This window comes from Caulobacter sp. UC70_42, assembly GCF_044056025.1.
In the GTDB taxonomy this organism is placed as follows: domain Bacteria; phylum Pseudomonadota; class Alphaproteobacteria; order Caulobacterales; family Caulobacteraceae; genus Caulobacter.
The window spans coordinates 4,521,099-4,536,751 of record NZ_CP171994.1; the positions used below are offsets into that span (position 1 = coordinate 4,521,099).

Here is a 15,653-nt window from a genome sequence, read left to right on the forward strand (position 1 = left end):
GTCGGTATAGCCCCCCGGCGGGACCGGAGAAATCCACTAAACGGGCTCTCGCTCGCGGGTCTGGCGACGCCACAGGGCGGCGTATTCGCCGCCGGCCTCCAACAGGGCCTCGTGACGGCCGCGTTCGACGATCTTGCCCCGCCGCAGGACCACGATCTCGTCGGCGTCGGCGATCGTCGAGAGGCGGTGGGCCACGACCAGGGTCGTGCGCCCCGCCCGGGCCTTGCGCAGGGTCGCCTGGATCGCCGCCTCGGTGCGGCTGTCCAGCGCGCTGGTGGCCTCGTCCAGAATCAGCACGCGCGGCTCGGCCAGCAGGGCCCGGGCGATGCCCACGCGCTGGCGCTCGCCGCCGGACAGCTTGAGGCCGCGCTCGCCGACCTTGGTGTCCATGCCCTCGGGCAGGTTGCGGATGGAATTCGCCGAGCTCCGCGGCCTCCGCCGCCGCCCATACCTCGGCCTTGCTCGCGCCCGGACGGGCGAAGGCGATATTCGACGCCAGGGTGTCGTTGAACAGCGCCACGTCCTGCGGGACCAGGGCCACGGCGCGGCGCAGGGAGGCCTGCTTGAGGTCGCGCAGGTCGTGGCCGTCCAGGGCGACGCGGCCCGCCTGGGGATCGATCATTCGCAGGGCCAGGCGCACCAGGGTGGTCTTGCCCGCGCCCGAGGGCCCGACAATGGCCACGGTGGTCCCCGGCGCGACGGTCAGGGACACGTCGGAGAGGCCTTCGGAGCGCGCGCCATGACGGAACGAGACATTCTCGAAGGCCACGGCGCCGCCGCGTTGGTCGGCGCAAGGCGGCAGGTCATGAGCGTTGGGCGCATCCGCGACGTCGGCCGTCTGGCGACGCAGCTCCAGCATCGCTTCCATGTCGATCAGCGACTGGCGGATCTCGCGATAGGCGAAGCCCAGGATGTTCAGCGGGGCGTAGAGGTTGATCAGGATCAGAACGGCGGCGGTGACGTCGCCCGGGCCGATCTTGCCCGCGGCGGCCTGCGCGCCCGCCAGCACGGCCATGGCCCCGAGCCCCAGGCTCATCACCGCCGACTGGACGATGTTCAGCAGGTTCAGCGAGTTGGTGGCCTTGATCTGGGCCTGGCCATAGATGTCCAGCGCCTTGCCATAGCCCTCCACGGCCCGCGTCTCGCCGCCGAACGACTTGACGGTCTCGTAGTTCAGCAGGGCGTCGACGGCCCGGCCGGCGGCCTCGGCGTCGGCCTCGTTCAGCACCCGGCGATGGCCGATCCGCCAGTCCGAAATGGCGAAGGTCGCATAGCCGTAGACGGCCACCGTCAGCAGGGCCACGGCCGCGAACCGCCAGTCATAGGCCTTGGCCAGGACGATGGCGGCCATGATCAGCTCGACGCCGGTCGGGGCGACGTTGAACACCAGGCCCCGCAGCAGAAAGTCCATCGATCGCGCGCCGCGATCGATCGTCCGCGACAGCGCGCCAGTCCGTTTGGACTGGTGAAAGTCGATCGACAGCGACAGGGCGTGGGAGAAGGTTTCGACCGCCGCGCGGTTCTGGGCGGCCTGGGCCACGGGCGTGAACACCGCGTCGCGCGCCTGGGGCGCGGCGGCCGAGATGAAGCGCACCAGGGCCCAGCCGCCCGCCAGGCCCGCGAAGGCCCAGGTGACGGCCACCGCGGCGCCTTGCCCGGCCGACAGCTGGTTGACCGCCTTGCCCAGCATCAGGGGGGCCAGCACGCCCAGCGCCTTGCCGGACAGGGTCAGCAGCAGGGCCACGGTCACGCGCCAGCGCAGGCCCGGCGCCTCCGAGCGCAGCACCAGTCGCACAAGGTCGCCCATGGCCCGCCAGAAGCGGACCGGCTGGTCAGCCTTGGCGATTCCGCCCGAGACCGCGGCGCGACCGGCCGACGGCGGCCCGCCCATGCCCCTCACGAGGCGCCGCCAATCAGATAGGTGGTCTGGATGCCGCCGCCCGGCGTCATCCAGTCGACCCGCCAGCCGGCCGCCGTGCGATCCGCGCGGACGGGACCATTGACCAGAGGCGCGGCCGGCGAGACCGCCACGGCGATGGCGGTCTCGCCGCCCTCCCCGGCCACCTGGATGTCGTGGACGCCCGGCGTCAGCGCGTCGGTCAGCGAGATATTGAAACGGCCATCGTCCTCGGTGCGGGCGCCGCCGCGCGTGACGCGGTCGACGCGGACGTTCAGGCCCGCGCCGGGGCTGGCGACTCCTGAGACGACCGCCCCGCCCTCACGGTCGACATCAACGGTCAGAATGCGCGGCGAACTGGATTCGGCGGCCAGGCGACGCGCGCCCGCCCGGCCCGCAGCAGCGCGACCTCGCCGCCGTCGCCGACCATCACATAGCCCTCGGCCTGGACGGTGCGGCCGTCCTGGATGGACGAGAGGCCAAACAGGCGAACGCCGGGCGCGTTGGGCACGGTCACGCTCCACTGTCCCAGGGCGTCGACCTTGCCCATCACCACCTCGCCCGTCGGCGCCCCAGGCGCAGGTCGGCGTCCGGGCGCCCCGTGGCCCGAGAGGGCGATGCCGTTGGCGACACGACGCGCGGCCTCCAGGGTTGGCGGGGCCAGATAGCCCGCCTCGGCGCTGTCGGGCTTGTCGGCCGCCGTCTTGGACGCCACCGGCGCTCCCGGTTCGCAGGCCACCAGCAGCAGAGCGGTCGCACTCACGGCGAGGATCGGCGACTTGAAAGCCCGGAGGCGTATCCTGATCATGCGGCCTCAGATAGGAACGGGCGCGCGAAACCGCGCGCCTTTTTGTGGAGTGGACGACGATGCCCAATGAGTCTAGCCGCCTGGGCTCCGTCTGCGTCTATTGCGGATCATCCAACGACGCCGATCCCCGCTATATCGCCGACGCCTTCACCATCGGAGAAAGCTTCGCGCGCGCGGGGCTGAAACTGATCTATGGCGGCGGCGGCGTGGGGCTGATGGGCGCCTCGGCGCGCGGCGCGCATTCGGCCGGCGGCAAGGTGCTGGGCGTCATCCCGGACTTCCTGCGCGGCCGCGAGCAGCCGTTCGACGATGTCGAGACGGTGATCGTCGACAACATGCACGAACGCAAGATGATGATGTTCGAACAAGCGGACGCGTTCGTCGTGCTGCCGGGCGGCATCGGCACGCTTGAAGAAATCGTCGAATTGCTATCTTGGCGTCGTTTAGATCTTCACCAGAAGCCAATCGTGTTCCATAACCCCGGCGGCTTCTGGGATCCGTTCTTTGCGCTGATCCAACACACGATCGAAGCGCGCCTGACCCCGCCCGCCCTGGCCGACGCCTGGCGTTCGGTCGAGAAGGCCGAGGACGTCACCCCGGCCCTGCTGGCCTGGGACCAGGAAACCTACCTGACCGGCGCACCGGCGACGCTTCGCCCATTGACTTAGTTTTCAAAAGAAACGCACTATAGGCTTGAGCCGCTGTTCGCCGAACGGCGCGCTCGTGCGTCGGAACTCCCATCCGGCGCGGGGATAGGAGACCAAGGATATGCGTACCGCTGTTTTCGCGGGCCTGACGGCCTGCGCCCTGATGTTCGCGGGTTCGGCCAACGCCGCCGACACCCAGAGCGCCTCGCTGAAGCTGAAGACCGCCGCCACCACCGAGCAGTTCATCCACGAAGGATCGGTCTGGCGCTGCAAGGACGACGCCTGCAGCGCGCTCACCGTGCCGTCGCTGCCGATCGCTCGCGCCTGCCGCCGCCTGGCCGGCCAGGTGGGCGAACTGACCGCGTTCAGCTATCGCGGCAAGACGCTGGACGAAGCCGGCCTCGCCGACTGCAACACGGCCGCCAAGAAGAGCTGAAGCGCTTCACGGGGCGTCGAAAGCAAAGGCCTCCGCCAATCGATGGCGGAGGCCTTTTTCTTGGGGTGTAGGACCCTTTGCGCGCGTGACCGCCTGAAGCGGACGCCCGTTTCGGCGACCGTCACGCGCCGACGCTTCAAGCGGTTACTTCCGTCCAGACTTCGCGGACGACGACCTGGGCGGCTTCGAACTGGGCCGGCCTCCCACCAGCATGCCGCCCATCAGGGCGAACGAGAACATGGCGTGGTTCATCTTCGATACGTTCATGGCGGCGTCTCCCAGACATAGCCGTTGGACCAGGAGACGCGCGCGGCTTACAGGGGCTCTCACCCTCCTAGTCGTCAGCGCGTCGACGACAAAGGTGGTCTCAATAGCGGCGTTCGCAAGTTATTTTTATCCGTATAAGGATCATATCAGCGTGCGGACAAACCTGGTTTCGGCACGTTACATTTAGTCCTTATACAGATGATTATAGCGCGGCGCCTTGCGCATAAAGCCTTTGCGGACAAGGATTAACGCCGCGAGGCCGTTTTCCAGAATGTCGCGCGCCGAACGGGCGGGCGCCTAAAAAAAAATCGCCCGCGTCGGCGTGACGCAGGCGATTTCCCTGGGTTGGATCGATCGTCCGTGGGCGTCGCCGCCCCAGGCTTACGCCGCGGCGTCGAACGACAGCGATTCGTAGCGCTTCAGGTGATGATCGACCGAGCCGAACAGGCCCTCGATCAGGGTGGCGCGCTTGAAGTAGTGGCCGATCGCCAGTTCGTCGGTCATGCCCATGCCGCCATGGATCTGGATGGCGTTCTGGCCCACGAACTTGCAGGCGCGGCCGATGCGGACCTTCATGGCCGAGACGGCCTTGGCGCGCTCGGCGGCGCTCTCCTCGACCTTGATGGTGGCCATGTAGGTCATCGACACCGACTGCTCGACCTCGATGAACATGTCGACCATCCGGTGCTGCAGCACCTGGAAGTTGGCGATGGCCGTGCCGAACTGCTTGCGCTGCTTGGCGTAGTCCAGCGTGCCCTCGTGCAGCTTGCGCAGCACGCCCACGGCCTCGGCGCCGACGGCGGCGGTGGCCTCGTCGATCACCTGGTTGACCAGGTCCAGGCCGCTCTCCGAGATCAGGGCGTCGGCCGGGACCGAGACGTTCTCGAAATAGACTTCCGAGGCGCGGTTGCCGTCGACGGTCGGATAGTCGCGGGTGACGACGCCCGGCAGGCTCTTGTCGATCAGGAACACACCCACGCCGCCGGCGTCGCGCTGGGCGCCGCCGGTGCGCGCCGTGACGATCAGGTGGCTGGCGAACGGCGCGCCGACCACCACGGCCTTGTGGCCGTTCAGGACCCAGCCCGAGCCGTCCTTCTTGGCCGTCGTCTTCAGGTCCTGCCAGGTATAGCGCGCCTGCGGTTCGGCATAGGCGAAGGCGATGGTCGTGGTCCCTCCGACGATGCCCTCGATCACCGAGGCCGCGCCGGCATAGCCCGAGTGCTTCATGAAGCCGCCGCCGATCACCACCGTGCCCAGATAGGGCTCGATGACCAGCGCCTTACCGAACTCCTCCATGATGATCATGTTGTCGATCGGACCGCCGCCCAGGCCGCCCAATTCCTCGCTGAACGAAGCGCCCAGGATGCCCAGCTCCTCGGCGAAGGCCTTCCAGTAATCGGCGCGCCAGCCAGCGTCGGAGCTGACAATCTTGCGGCGGGTCTCGAAGTCGTACTTGTCCTGCAGGAAGCTCGCGACCGTGTCGCGGACCATCGACTGCTCTTCGGTGAAGTTGAAATCCATGAGGCGGTTTCCTCTTATGGTCCCCCTCCCCCTTGCGGGGAGGGGTTAGGGGTGGGGGCGCCAGCGACGAGCGCCAGGATCTGTTCGATTGCCGAATACGGGTCGTTGATGGCTTGAGAGTTGGGAACCCGGATCACCCGGTACCCGCGACCCTCCAGCCAAGCTTGGCGTTCGGCGTCGCGGGCGGCCACGTGTTCCAGGTCGTGAACTGCGCCATCTACCTCGACGATCAGCCGATGATGGTGGCAGACAAAGTCCACGATGTAGGGACCGAAAGGCGCTTGGCGACGAAAGTGGGATCCAGGGATCTCGGCCTTCCTCAGCGCTTTCCAGAACAGCTTTTCCGCAAAGGTCGGTTCGCCACGCATTCTCTTGGCCGAGCGGTCGGCTCGGTCGGAATGGTGCAAAGCGCCTGGCGTTCGTGCTGACACCCCCGCCCCGGCCCCTCCCCGCAAGGGGGAGGGGTGCTTGGTTGAACTCGAGAGCCCCAGCACCATCTTGGCGATGATGTTGCGCTGGATCTCGTTGGAGCCGCCATAGATCGACGTCTTGCGGACGTTGAAATAGGTCGGCGCGGCGCGGTGGGCGAAGTCGGGGCCGATCGGATGGGCGTTGTCGCCGTCCTTCGGGAAGCCGCGGAAGTACGGCGCGCCGTAGTGGCCAGCGGCTTCCAGCACCAGCTCGGTGATCCGTTGCTGGATCTCGGTGCCCTTGATCTTCAGCACGCTCGACTCCGGACCGGGGCCCTTGCCGGCCGCTTCGCCGGCCAGGGTGCGCAGCTCGGTGTATTCCAGGGCCGTCAGGTCGATCTCCAGCTCGGCGACCTTGCGCTTGAACATCGGATCCTTGATCAGGGCGTCGCCGTCGTCCGACAGCTCGACCGAGGCGATCTGGCGGATGCGCTCGATGCCGCGCTTGGAACGGGCGACGCCGGCGATGCCGCTACGCTCGTGGGCCAGCAGGAACTTGGCGCAGGTCCAGCCCTTGTTTTCCTCGTAGATGCGGTTCTCGACCGGCACCTTGACGTTCTCGAGCCAGACTTCGTTGACCTCGTGCTCGCCGCCCAGGGTGATGATCGGCCGCACGGTCACGCCCGGCGACTTCATGTCGATCAGCAGGAACGAGATGCCTTCCTGGATCTTGGCGTTCGGGTCGGTGCGAACCAGACAGAAGATCCAGTCGCCGTGCTGGGCCAGGGTGGTCCAGGTCTTCTGGCCGTTGACCAGGTAGTATTCCTTGCCGTCATCGCCGGTGAAGCGCTCGGCCTTGGTCTTCAGGCTGGCGAGGTCCGAGCCCGCGCCCCGGCTCGCTGTAGCCTTGCGACCACCAGATGTCGCCCGACAGGGTCGGCGGCAGGAAGCGTTCCTTCTGCTCGGGCGTGCCGAACGTGTAGATCACCGGGCCGACCATGTTGATGCCGAACGGCAGGATCGGCACGCAGTCGGCGCGGGCGGTCTCCTCCGACCAGATATAGCGCTGCACCGAGGTCCAGCCCGGACCGCCGTATTTCTCCGGCCAGGCCGGGGCGACCCAGCCCTTCTTGGCGAGGGTGCGGTGCCAGGAGAGGAAGTCCTCCTTGGCCATCTCCTCCCCCTCTTCCTGCTTTTCCCGCAGGCCCGCCGGATAGTTCTCGGCGATGAAGGCGCGAACCTCGTCGCGGAAGGCGAGGTCCTCGGGCGAGAAGTCCAGATTCATGGCGGGCTCCCGTTCAATCGGCCCCTCTGAGGGAGGCCGTTATTGCGTTTCAGGCGCCACGATAGATGTCGAACGGACGTTTGGAAAGATGACGTTAGCGTCAACGGAAGTGAATGTTATCCGCGTTCACCTAACGCCCGGAAATCCAGCCTAACGCACCTCGCAGGCCAGCTTGACGAGCGCCAGGGCCGAGGCGCCGCCAACCCCTTCCTCGTCGACAGTATCGAGCGCCAGAAGCGGCCGCTTGTCGAGGATTTCGAGCAGGCGCGCGTGCCCCTTGGTCGGACTGACGTGGGCGGCCAGACAGTGGTCGATGGCGCCCGGCTCGACGGCGCGGACGATGGCGGCGGCGGCGCAGGCGGCGTAGCCGTCCAGCAGCACCGGCACCTTCTGGACACGCGCGGCCAGGATGGCGCCGGCGACGGCGGCGGTTTCGCGCCCGCCGAGCTGACGCAGGATCTCCAGCGGGTCGGAGCCCATGCCCTCCTCCCGGGCCCGGGCGACGGCGGCGGCCACCGGCGCGGGATCATCGCTCCAGTCGGAGGCCTCGCCGCCGAACAGGGCCAGGCAAATGGCGGCGGCGGTGCGGGCGGCCTCGGCGACGATGACGCCGGGAATCAACAGGTCGGGCTGCTTGGCCAGGGCCTCCATGCCGAAGGCCATGGTGGCGGCGGCCTCCTTCTCGCTCATCGAGGGCTTGTCGATGAAGTCCGGCGACGGGCGGTCGATGGCGAGGTCAAAGGCTTCCAGGCCCGCGCCCTGCGCGCCGGCCAGGCGCGAGACGGTGGCCCCACCCGAGGCGATGGCTTCCAGACGGTCGCGGGCGTAGCCGCGCGGTCCCACGCCCTGGCGCGCGCCCGCATAAAGCGCCACCACCGGACGGTTCACGACCGGCGGGGTCTTGCCGCTCCACGCGGTCAGCCAGACGGCGATCTCGGCCAGGCGTCCGCCCTGCTCAAGCGTCGGAGACGGGCCCGGCGCGGGCGGCGAGATGGCGAGCTGGCGGATGTCGGCGAAGGGAGAAGCGGTCATGGTCGCGGACTTAAACCCGTCCACGGCCAAAGCAACCCCCGAGGGCCACGCTTGCGCGCCGCCGCCAGAGCGGGGATGCTGAAACCGATGAGCACCGACGCCCCCATGAGCGCGCCCGCCAAGCCGCCCCGCCCGATCGCCACGCCCTGCGTGAAGGTCTGCGCGGTCGACGGCGCCAGCGGCTATTGCCTGGGATGTCGGCGGACCCTGTCGGAGATCGCCGGATGGGCCAGACTCACCGACGCGGAAAGGGCGGCCATCATGACCGCCCTCCCCGACCGTCCGGATCCGATGATCGCCCTGATGGCGGCCTCCGGGACCCGGCCTTGACGTAGGGCCTTAGCGCGAGGCCTGGGCCGCGCCGATGAACGGCGCGCAGACCTGATCACGCTCGGCGATCAGCTTCAGCTTAGCGTTGCCATTGGCGGAGTCGGCCTTCTTGCGGGCGTTGTTCATCTTGGTGACGGCCTCGATGCGGGTCGACTGCTTCTGCTCGGCGGCCGAATTGCGCAGGAAGGCGTCGACGGCCGAGGTGTCCAGCTTGCCCAGGTTTTCCGAGGCCGCCAGGGCGCTGCAGCGCGAGGCTTCGACGAACTGCTTGTCGGTCGGCGCCGGCGTGAGCAACGCCCGCGATGGAGCCAGCGGCGACGAGCGCGATAAGGACGGCTTTCATGGCGATAATCCCTCTTTAGCCATTTGTTCTATGGCCGGGAGAGATAGCGCCAAGCGAAAGCTTTCCGAAGTTAATTCCAAGACATGAAAAGCATTACGTCGACGTAATGTTTAATATTAAATCGATGTAATGCAGGCGATATTCAGTACAGAGATATACTTGTTACGACATTGGTAACCATGACGTGAAAATCGCCTTGTCGATTCACGCCTTGAAAACGCCTGCCCGGTAATGATCTAGGCAACGGCCGCAGAAGCGGTCTCAAAGCCGAGACGGCAGGGTGTCTTTATGTTGAGGTTCGCGGCGATCGCACTCGTGGGGGCCCTCTCGGCGGTGGGGGCGGCCAAGGCCGTCGTCTCGCTCGACGATCTGCGCCATCCGGAGCTGCGCGCCCCCTCGGCCGCGGCGGCCACGCTCGGCGGCGCCGAAGGCGGCGCGGCTCAGTTGACCAAGGACCGCGACGGCCACTTCTGGGCCCAGGGCTCGGTGGACGGCAAGGCCGTCCGCTTCCTGGTCGACACCGGCGCCACCGCCGTCTCGCTCAGCATGGCCGACGCCCAGCGCCTGGGCATCGACACCAGCAAGCTGAACTACGACTACAACGTCATCACCGCCGACGGCCGCACCCGCGCCGCCTCGGTCAAGCTGGCCACCGTCGCCATCGCCGGCGCCAAGGTCCGCGACGTCGACGCCCTGGTCATCGAGAAGGGCCTCGAGAACTCGCTGCTGGGCATGAGCTATCTGGGCCGCCTGTCGCGCTTCGAAGCGACGCCGACCTCGCTGATCCTGCATCCTTAAGACCAGGACCCGGACCTAGGCCGCCGGAACTTCCGCCCGCTCCTCGCGCGCCGCCCGCGCCAGACGCACGGCGTCCAGCGCCCGATCCACGACATCCAGGCCCGCGCCGGCCTTGACGCCCTCGACCGTGAGGATGCGCCGCCACGCCCGCGCGCCCGGCAGGCCGTGGAACAGGCCCAGCATGTGCCGGCTCATCGCCGCCAGATGCGTCCCCGCCGCCAGCTCGCGGGCCAGATACGGCTTGTAGCGCTCGACCGCCTCGAAACTGTCGACATCGGCGACATCCAGGCCGAACACCCGCCGATCGACCTCACCCAGCAGGCCGGCCTCATGATAGGCCGCGCGCCCCAGCATCACCCCGTCGACGCCGTTGGCCAGATGCTCCAGCGCCGCATCGACGCCGGACACGCCGCCATTGATGGCGATGGTCAGGTTCGGCCGCTCGCGCTTGAGGCGGTAGACCAGCTCATAGTCCAGCGGCGGGATGTCCCGGTTCTCCTTCGGCGACAGACCTTTCAGCCAGGCCTTGCGCGCGTGGACCACGAAGCCCTCGATCCCCGCCGCGGCGCTGCGGTCGACCAGGGTGAACAGCGCCTCCTCGGGGTCCTGGTCGTCGACGCCGATCCGGCACTTGACCGTGGCGGGGACCTTCACCGCGCCCTTGATCGCCGCCATGCACTCGGCCACCAGGTCGGGCTCGCGCATCAGGCAGGCCCCGAACCGGCCGCTCTGCACGCGATCCGATGGGCAGCCGACGTTCAGATTGATCTCGTCATAGCCGTAATCCTCGGCGATCCGCGCCGCCTGGGCCAGCTCGGCCGGATCCGATCCGCCCAGCTGCAGCGCCACCGGGTGCTGCGCGGGGTCATAGCCCAGCAGCTTTTCGCGATCGCCATGTACGACGGCCCCGCTGGTCACCATCTCGGTATAGAGCAGCGCGCGGCGCGACAGGACCCGATGCAGCGACCGGCAGTGCCGATCGGTCCAGTCCATCATAGGTGCACAAGAAAATCTATGCGCTTGAAATTGCTGCATTTTTTTCGTAGTTTCAACGAGTTCGGTCATGCCGAAACGTTCCTAAAATTGCACACGTTTTCGCCGTTTGTTCCCGTAGTTTCCTCCCTGAGTGCACACACAGAGCACACGAAATTGGCCACGTTCACGAGACTCCCATCGGGCTCCTGGAGAGCCCAGGTACGCCGGAAGGGTCGCTATATAGGCGAGACCTTCGCGTACCGCGAGGACGCGCGTCGTTGGGCCACGGAAGCCGAGCGGACCATCGACCAGGGCAAGGCGCCCAAAACCACCCGCATCGCCGACAAAACAACCTTCGGGCACCTGATTGATCTGCACATCGAAGACCTGAACGACGTCGCCAAGCCCATCGGGCGCACCAAACTCGAAGCTCTGAAGCTCCTCCGAATGGGTCTTGGCGGAAAGAAGTATGCCGAACTCGATCGCAAGACGGTCATCGAGTTTGGTCGGCTTCGCGCAAAGGGCGGCACTGGGCCTGTGACGCTCGGCATGTACGTCGGCTACATCAAGACCGTCCTGGAACACGCCAACGCCGTCCATGAGATCGAGACGACCGTTGAGCCGGTCGAGCAGGCGCGTTTGGCGCTGAAGCACCTGGGCTTGATCGGCAAGAGCCAGGAGCGCGATCGCCGCCCAACCGAGGACGAGTTGGAAAGGCTGTTCGCTTACTTCGACGCCAACAGCAGGTTGACGATCCCGATGAGCCGCATCATCCGGTTCGCGATCGCCACCGCAATGCGCCAAGACGAAATTTGCCGGGTGACGTGGGAGGACTACAATCCCCACGCTAAGACCTTGCTGATCAAGGACCGCAAGGATCCGCGCTCAAAGTACGGCAACGATCAACGTATCCCGCTTGTGGACCTGTCGGGCTACGACCCTATCGAGCTGATCGAGGAACAGCGCGCTTTCCGGTCGAACGAGAGCAACCGGATCTTCGCCTACAACGGGAAGTCGGCGGGCATGGCCTTCTACCGCGCGGCCAACGATTTGGAGATCGAGGATCTGACCTTCCACGACATGCGCCATGAGGGAACAAGCCGGCTGTTCGAGGCCGGCCTCCAGATTCCCGAGGTCGCGCTCATCACCGGTCATAAGGACTGGAAGATGCTCAAGCGCTACACGCACCTGAAGGCCGAGCATCTCCATGCGATCCTGGCCCGCCGATCTGCGGCCTGATCGTAAGCCCAAGTGAGAAAGCGGGGCATCCTAGCCTGCCAAAGACGCAGCCCCTTGCTAGGATCAGGCCGAGCCCATCACTAGGATCGCCCATGTCCAAGAACGACCGGCTGGAAGAGTCCAAGGCGCTTTTCGCTTTGGCGCTTGTCGAGACCTGCTTTCGCTACACGCGGATTGAAGACATCCACGCTGGACGAGGCCCTGTCACAGCGACTGGCGACTTCAGTGATGTCGTCATCCGCGACGCCGAAGGCGAAATCCCTTGGAACGAAGCTTCGCGCATTTCCGACGACGAGATGCGTGGGCTGATGATCGAGGCGGTCAACCGGGTCTACACCTTCATGAGCGACCCGACTGATCTCTTGGTCCTCTACGCGGCGGGCCGCTGGAATCGACCCGAACATGACGGCGCGCTGCAACGGACGGCCCAGCGCCGCGCCGCCGTCCGCAATGGGTTATCGCAGGAAGAAGCCTTCGCCCGCTTTCCGCTGTGGCCTGACACCTCGCCTCAGACCCCGCTTCCAGCGACTACCAGCGCGCTCGAAGTTCGTCCTGACGATCTGAGGCAGTTGGGGCTCGCCGCCAACGTCGATGCGGCCTGGGTGCGCCAAGCGCGCGAAGCCCTCCTGGCAGCCGCCGATCAACTTCAATCCGCGGAGTAGGAGTTGAGCGAACTCGAAATCGAAAACGGCGACATTTAAAATGCCGCCGCACCGGCTGGCGGTGCGGCGGTCAACTTGATCTCAATGTTCAGCGACCTAAGCGCCGCGTGGCTTGCGGCCGCGAACAAACCCGCGGTCCGAAGCCATGAACCGGCGCATCATTTCGGGCGCGACCTTCGCGGCCTCTACCGCCTTTCCACCGTTTTCGGCGGACATCAGCTTGGCGTACTCGACGAGGTCGCGGTGGATGGACGCCGGCACGTCCAGGGTCATCTTGACTGGTGTGTCGTCTTCGATCGCCGTGATCTTCAGCCGGCTCATCTCAACGCCTCCGCTTTATAGGGCTCGAGCACCAGATCGCGCGCCAGCACGACACGTAGCGGCGCGCCTGGCCGAACCGTCAGGGTTGGAAGCCGGGTGAGGCTTCGACCAACGACCTGCTGTCCGACGTCACTCACCGCCTGGCTGGCCCCGCGACGCACGGCCCGAGCGACATCGCTCTCATCGGAAGCGCCGGCTTCGGATCCAACGGACAAGACAGTGCTGAGCGCGGCTGCGGCCCAAACCTCACGCCAATGGCGGTCGACGCCATCCTGCAGCCCCGCCATGCCCTGAGGGTCGCTCGCGGCGACCTTGTCGAGGACGATCGAGCGCCCGGACGGTAGGATGAGCCTGCTCCAGGCCACAGCCAACCTCTGCTGGCCAGCGCCGATTACCGGCGCGTACTCACCGATCAGGCGCGCGCCGGCCGGGATCAAGAGGAACCCACCGCCCAGGCTGTCATGAACATCCTGGGTGACCTGCGCCAGCGCAACGCCTTGGGCGTCGGAGCGGAGTCCTGTGATCAAGGCCGCGGGAATGATCGCGCCTGCTTGAAGGATGTAAGGCGAGACGGGCGCCTGGAGACGCTCGGGACTTGTCAGCCGAGGATCATCAGGCACGCTGGCGGCCATCGCGGATGTCGGAGAGTGATCCTCGCGAGCGATGGCTGTGATGAAGATCGCGCTGGCGCGGGCGTTGGTCTGCTCCCGCCCGATCTGACCTCGCCGCGGCAGGGCGGCCATCGGCGGCGGGAGCGAACCGGTCGTGATATCGGCCGGCGGAGCCGGAGCTGAACTTTCGAACGCCCGTCCTCGCTCCGAAGCTTTCAGGATCGGACGTCCAAGGTCGCCCGGCAGCGGCGGTCCAAGCACCGGGACCTCGTCACGGTGCAGGTAGTCTTTGGGAAGGCTCGACACAGTCTCGGGCGGGGCACCGCTTGTGGCCGGCGGCGGTTCGGGCCGGCTTCGCGTAGGTCGATCCAGGGTCGACCACACGATAGCGCCGCCAAGGCTCGCTGACAGGACGCCGCCCACGACGATCAGCGCCTTGCGCGAAACGCGCGTAACCGGCGCGGTGGGCCCGCGCAGGCGCAAGGCCTCAGTGAGCTCCCTCTGCTCCTTGTCGATCTCGGCGCTCATCGGACCGCCTCCGACACGGCGCCCGTCCGCTCGATCCCGCAGGCGCCCAGCCGAACGCTTAGCGCCCAGACGAAGCTCGGCCCGGTCGAACAACCGATCGACGACGAGGCTGCGTCCCTCGACGCGATAGTTGATGAGTTCGGCGGCCTTGCCGTCCGGGCCGACGCGGTAGAGCGGTGGTAGGTCCACCAGCCTTAGACGGTCGCCGAACACCATTACGATGCGCGTCCCGTCGTCGAAGACCTGCAAGGGCCGCAGCGCCCTGGGTCCCTTCACCGCGTAGGCAAAGTTCAGCCGCGGCGCAGCTGGCGCGGTGGCAATCGGAGCCGCTACGACCAGGACCAGCTTAGAAGCTTCGGGATACCGCCAGGAGACCTGCGTCAGGTAGGCCCGCGCCGAGGCGCGGACGTCGATGAAGTAAGTGCGACGATCGGTGTTGATCACGAGATTGGTGGCCACGCTCGTCGTCGTCGGCTTGATCAGGACGTGGATACGCCGGGCGGCGCCCTCCCCGCTGCTGGTATCGCCGATGACCCAGCGCGCCGTGTCGCCGGCGGCGATCGGATTGGTGTCAACAAGGCGTTCGCCCGGCTCCAGGGCGATATCGGTTATACGGCCCGGCGTGGTGACGATCCGGTAGACGCCACGCGCCTCGAACGGAAACTCAAGCGGCGCGGCAGCCTGTGGCGCGCTGACGATCCGGGCTAAGGGAAGCGCCTCACTGTGCGTTGACAGCGCGAGCACCGCGCCCGCCAAGACAAGAGCCCGCCTCATGCGCCGAACTCCCGAGCCCAGTTGATGGCCGTGACACGCACGCCCAGGCCATTGGCGAGGATCTCGCGATCCGTGCGGGGCCGGCGCAGTTCCACGGTCAGGATCGCCGACCAGTGCTCGGTGGCCTGCAGCTGCCCGTTGACGTAGCGCCGCTCGGTCCAAGCCGCCCGAAAGCTCTTGGGCGAGGCGCGCAGGACGCTGCCGACGTCGACAGCCACCTGCGTCTTGCCGACCTGATTCTTGAGATCGATGGCGTTGGCGTAGTCGGTGATGAAGCGCGCGGCGTCACCGTCGACCATGGCGTAGGCTTGATCCCAGGCCTGACCGACCATCACCCCGTCGGTGGAAATCGAGCGCACATCCTTGATGAGACGAGCAAGGGCCGCGCGCACCTGCTCATCGGTCGGCGCATAGCCACGCTCAGCCGGGCCCGCGACCTGGGTCTGTCCGAGGCGGTCGACTTCGACCACCCAAGGCGTCACCGTCCCCTGGACGGAGAGCCAGGCCAGCGCGCCGGCGAGAGCGCCTGACAGGCCGAGCAGCCCCAGCGCCATCAATCGCCAATTGGCCGCCTGCGCCCGCGCCGCGCCGATGCCGAGGTCAAACGCCTGGCCGTACTTCTGATAGGGCGTTTCGGGTGGGGGCGTGACGCCGAGCCTCGGCGAGCCCTTGAACGGGTTCATCTGTCAGGTCTCCGAAAGGGATGGGGAAGCGCCCGCGCTGTGGTCGTCGCCGCTGGCCAGGGCGTGGGCGGCCAAGCCCGCACCTT

General features: G+C 67.0%; 17 protein-coding genes and 2 pseudogenes. 6 read left to right on the top strand and 13 right to left on the bottom strand.

From position 1 onward, the window contains the following. Positions 1–36: 36 nt before the first annotated feature. The 3 genes and pseudogenes from ACHMW8_RS22645 to ACHMW8_RS22655 form a co-directional block, all read right to left on the bottom strand. A pseudogene (locus ACHMW8_RS22645) lies at positions 37–1,966 on the bottom strand (ABCB family ABC transporter ATP-binding protein/permease). Next, complete coding sequence (locus ACHMW8_RS22650) at positions 1,897–2,064, bottom strand: hypothetical protein (RefSeq protein ID WP_395443792.1); 168 nt, start codon at positions 2,062–2,064, stop codon at positions 1,897–1,899. The pseudogene ACHMW8_RS22645 and the gene ACHMW8_RS22650 overlap by 70 nt, the downstream one beginning before the upstream one ends. 173 nt (positions 2,065–2,237) lie before the next feature. After that, on the bottom strand, positions 2,238–2,660 hold the full coding sequence (locus tag ACHMW8_RS22655; RefSeq protein WP_395443793.1) for a hypothetical protein: 423 nt from the start codon (positions 2,658–2,660) through the stop codon (positions 2,238–2,240). 104 nt (positions 2,661–2,764) lie between these two features. Between ACHMW8_RS22655 and ACHMW8_RS22660 the strand changes: the two genes are divergently transcribed. Beyond that, on the top strand, positions 2,765–3,373 hold the full coding sequence (locus tag ACHMW8_RS22660) for a TIGR00730 family Rossman fold protein (protein WP_395443794.1): 609 nt from the start codon (positions 2,765–2,767) through the stop codon (positions 3,371–3,373). A 100-nt stretch (positions 3,374–3,473) separates the two neighbouring features. Further along, the gene (locus ACHMW8_RS22665; RefSeq protein WP_395443795.1) at positions 3,474–3,788 is read left to right on the top strand and encodes a CC_3452 family protein; all 315 of its coding nucleotides are present in this window, start codon (positions 3,474–3,476) and stop codon (positions 3,786–3,788) included. Between the two features lie 144 nt (positions 3,789–3,932). On the opposite strand, the gene ACHMW8_RS22670 is transcribed toward ACHMW8_RS22665, so the two are convergent. From ACHMW8_RS22670 to ACHMW8_RS22690, 5 genes and pseudogenes are all read right to left on the bottom strand, one after another. Then, a complete protein-coding gene (locus ACHMW8_RS22670) occupies positions 3,933–4,070 on the bottom strand; it encodes a hypothetical protein (protein ID WP_395446036.1) in 138 nt (45 codons plus the stop codon). Positions 4,071–4,436: 366 nt separating this feature from the next. Further along, positions 4,437–5,576 (bottom strand): acyl-CoA dehydrogenase family protein, encoded by a 1,140-nt coding sequence (locus ACHMW8_RS22675; protein WP_125158042.1) that lies wholly within the window; start codon positions 5,574–5,576, stop codon positions 4,437–4,439. 14 nt (positions 5,577–5,590) lie between these two features. Next, positions 5,591–6,073 (bottom strand): endonuclease domain-containing protein, encoded by a 483-nt coding sequence (locus ACHMW8_RS22680; RefSeq protein WP_395446037.1) that lies wholly within the window; start codon positions 6,071–6,073, stop codon positions 5,591–5,593. Then, positions 6,059–7,271, bottom strand: a pseudogene (locus ACHMW8_RS22685) (acyl-CoA dehydrogenase family protein); the annotation flags it as partial. The gene ACHMW8_RS22680 and the pseudogene ACHMW8_RS22685, both read right to left, overlap by 15 nt. A 150-nt stretch (positions 7,272–7,421) precedes the next feature. Beyond that, the gene (locus ACHMW8_RS22690) at positions 7,422–8,303 is read right to left on the bottom strand and encodes a nicotinate-nucleotide--dimethylbenzimidazole phosphoribosyltransferase (RefSeq protein WP_395443796.1); all 882 of its coding nucleotides are present in this window, start codon (positions 8,301–8,303) and stop codon (positions 7,422–7,424) included. Between the two features lie 105 nt (positions 8,304–8,408). Between ACHMW8_RS22690 and ACHMW8_RS22695 the strand changes: the two genes are divergently transcribed. Next, entirely contained in the window at positions 8,409–8,633 is a 225-nt protein-coding gene (locus tag ACHMW8_RS22695; RefSeq protein WP_395446038.1) for a DUF1289 domain-containing protein, read from the top strand. A 9-nt stretch (positions 8,634–8,642) separates the two neighbouring features. On the opposite strand, the gene ACHMW8_RS22700 is transcribed toward ACHMW8_RS22695, so the two are convergent. Then, positions 8,643–8,927 (bottom strand): hypothetical protein, encoded by a 285-nt coding sequence (locus tag ACHMW8_RS22700; RefSeq protein ID WP_395443797.1) that lies wholly within the window; start codon positions 8,925–8,927, stop codon positions 8,643–8,645. 337 nt (positions 8,928–9,264) lie between these two features. On the opposite strand from ACHMW8_RS22700, the gene ACHMW8_RS22705 reads away from it, so the two are divergent. Further along, positions 9,265–9,774, top strand: a complete 510-nt coding sequence (locus ACHMW8_RS22705; protein WP_125158038.1) for a TIGR02281 family clan AA aspartic protease — start codon at positions 9,265–9,267, stop codon at positions 9,772–9,774. A 15-nt stretch (positions 9,775–9,789) separates the two neighbouring features. On the opposite strand, the gene dusA is transcribed toward ACHMW8_RS22705, so the two are convergent. Then, positions 9,790–10,839, bottom strand: coding sequence for a tRNA dihydrouridine(20/20a) synthase DusA (gene dusA / locus ACHMW8_RS22710; RefSeq protein WP_395443798.1), 1,050 nt, complete (start codon positions 10,837–10,839; stop codon positions 9,790–9,792). On the opposite strand from dusA, the gene ACHMW8_RS22715 reads away from it, so the two are divergent. Together ACHMW8_RS22715 and ACHMW8_RS22720 are read left to right on the top strand one after the other, a co-directional pair. Then, a complete protein-coding gene (locus tag ACHMW8_RS22715; RefSeq protein WP_395443799.1) occupies positions 10,789–11,988 on the top strand; it encodes an integrase in 1,200 nt (399 codons plus the stop codon). The genes dusA and ACHMW8_RS22715 overlap by 51 nt on opposite strands. Before the next feature lie 92 nt (positions 11,989–12,080). Next, positions 12,081–12,650 (top strand): hypothetical protein, encoded by a 570-nt coding sequence (locus ACHMW8_RS22720; protein ID WP_395443800.1) that lies wholly within the window; start codon positions 12,081–12,083, stop codon positions 12,648–12,650. A gap of 96 nt (positions 12,651–12,746) precedes the next feature. Here ACHMW8_RS22720 and ACHMW8_RS22725 read toward each other — a convergent pair whose 3' ends face one another. The 3 genes from ACHMW8_RS22725 to trbF are packed head-to-tail and all read right to left on the bottom strand — an operon-like array spanning position 12,747 to position 15,567. Next, entirely contained in the window at positions 12,747–12,971 is a 225-nt protein-coding gene (locus ACHMW8_RS22725) for a DUF2274 domain-containing protein (RefSeq protein ID WP_395443801.1), read from the bottom strand. Next, positions 12,968–14,866 carry a P-type conjugative transfer protein TrbG gene (gene trbG / locus ACHMW8_RS22730; protein WP_395443802.1) on the bottom strand — a complete coding sequence of 633 codons (1,899 nt, stop codon included), beginning with the start codon at positions 14,864–14,866 and terminating at the stop codon, positions 12,968–12,970. Before trbG ends, ACHMW8_RS22725 begins: the two co-directional genes overlap by 4 nt. Before the next feature lie 14 nt (positions 14,867–14,880). Then, positions 14,881–15,567: a conjugal transfer protein TrbF gene (gene trbF, locus ACHMW8_RS22735; protein ID WP_395443803.1), complete on the bottom strand. Its 687-nt coding sequence runs from the start codon at positions 15,565–15,567 to the stop codon at positions 14,881–14,883. Positions 15,568–15,653: the final 86 nt, after the last annotated feature.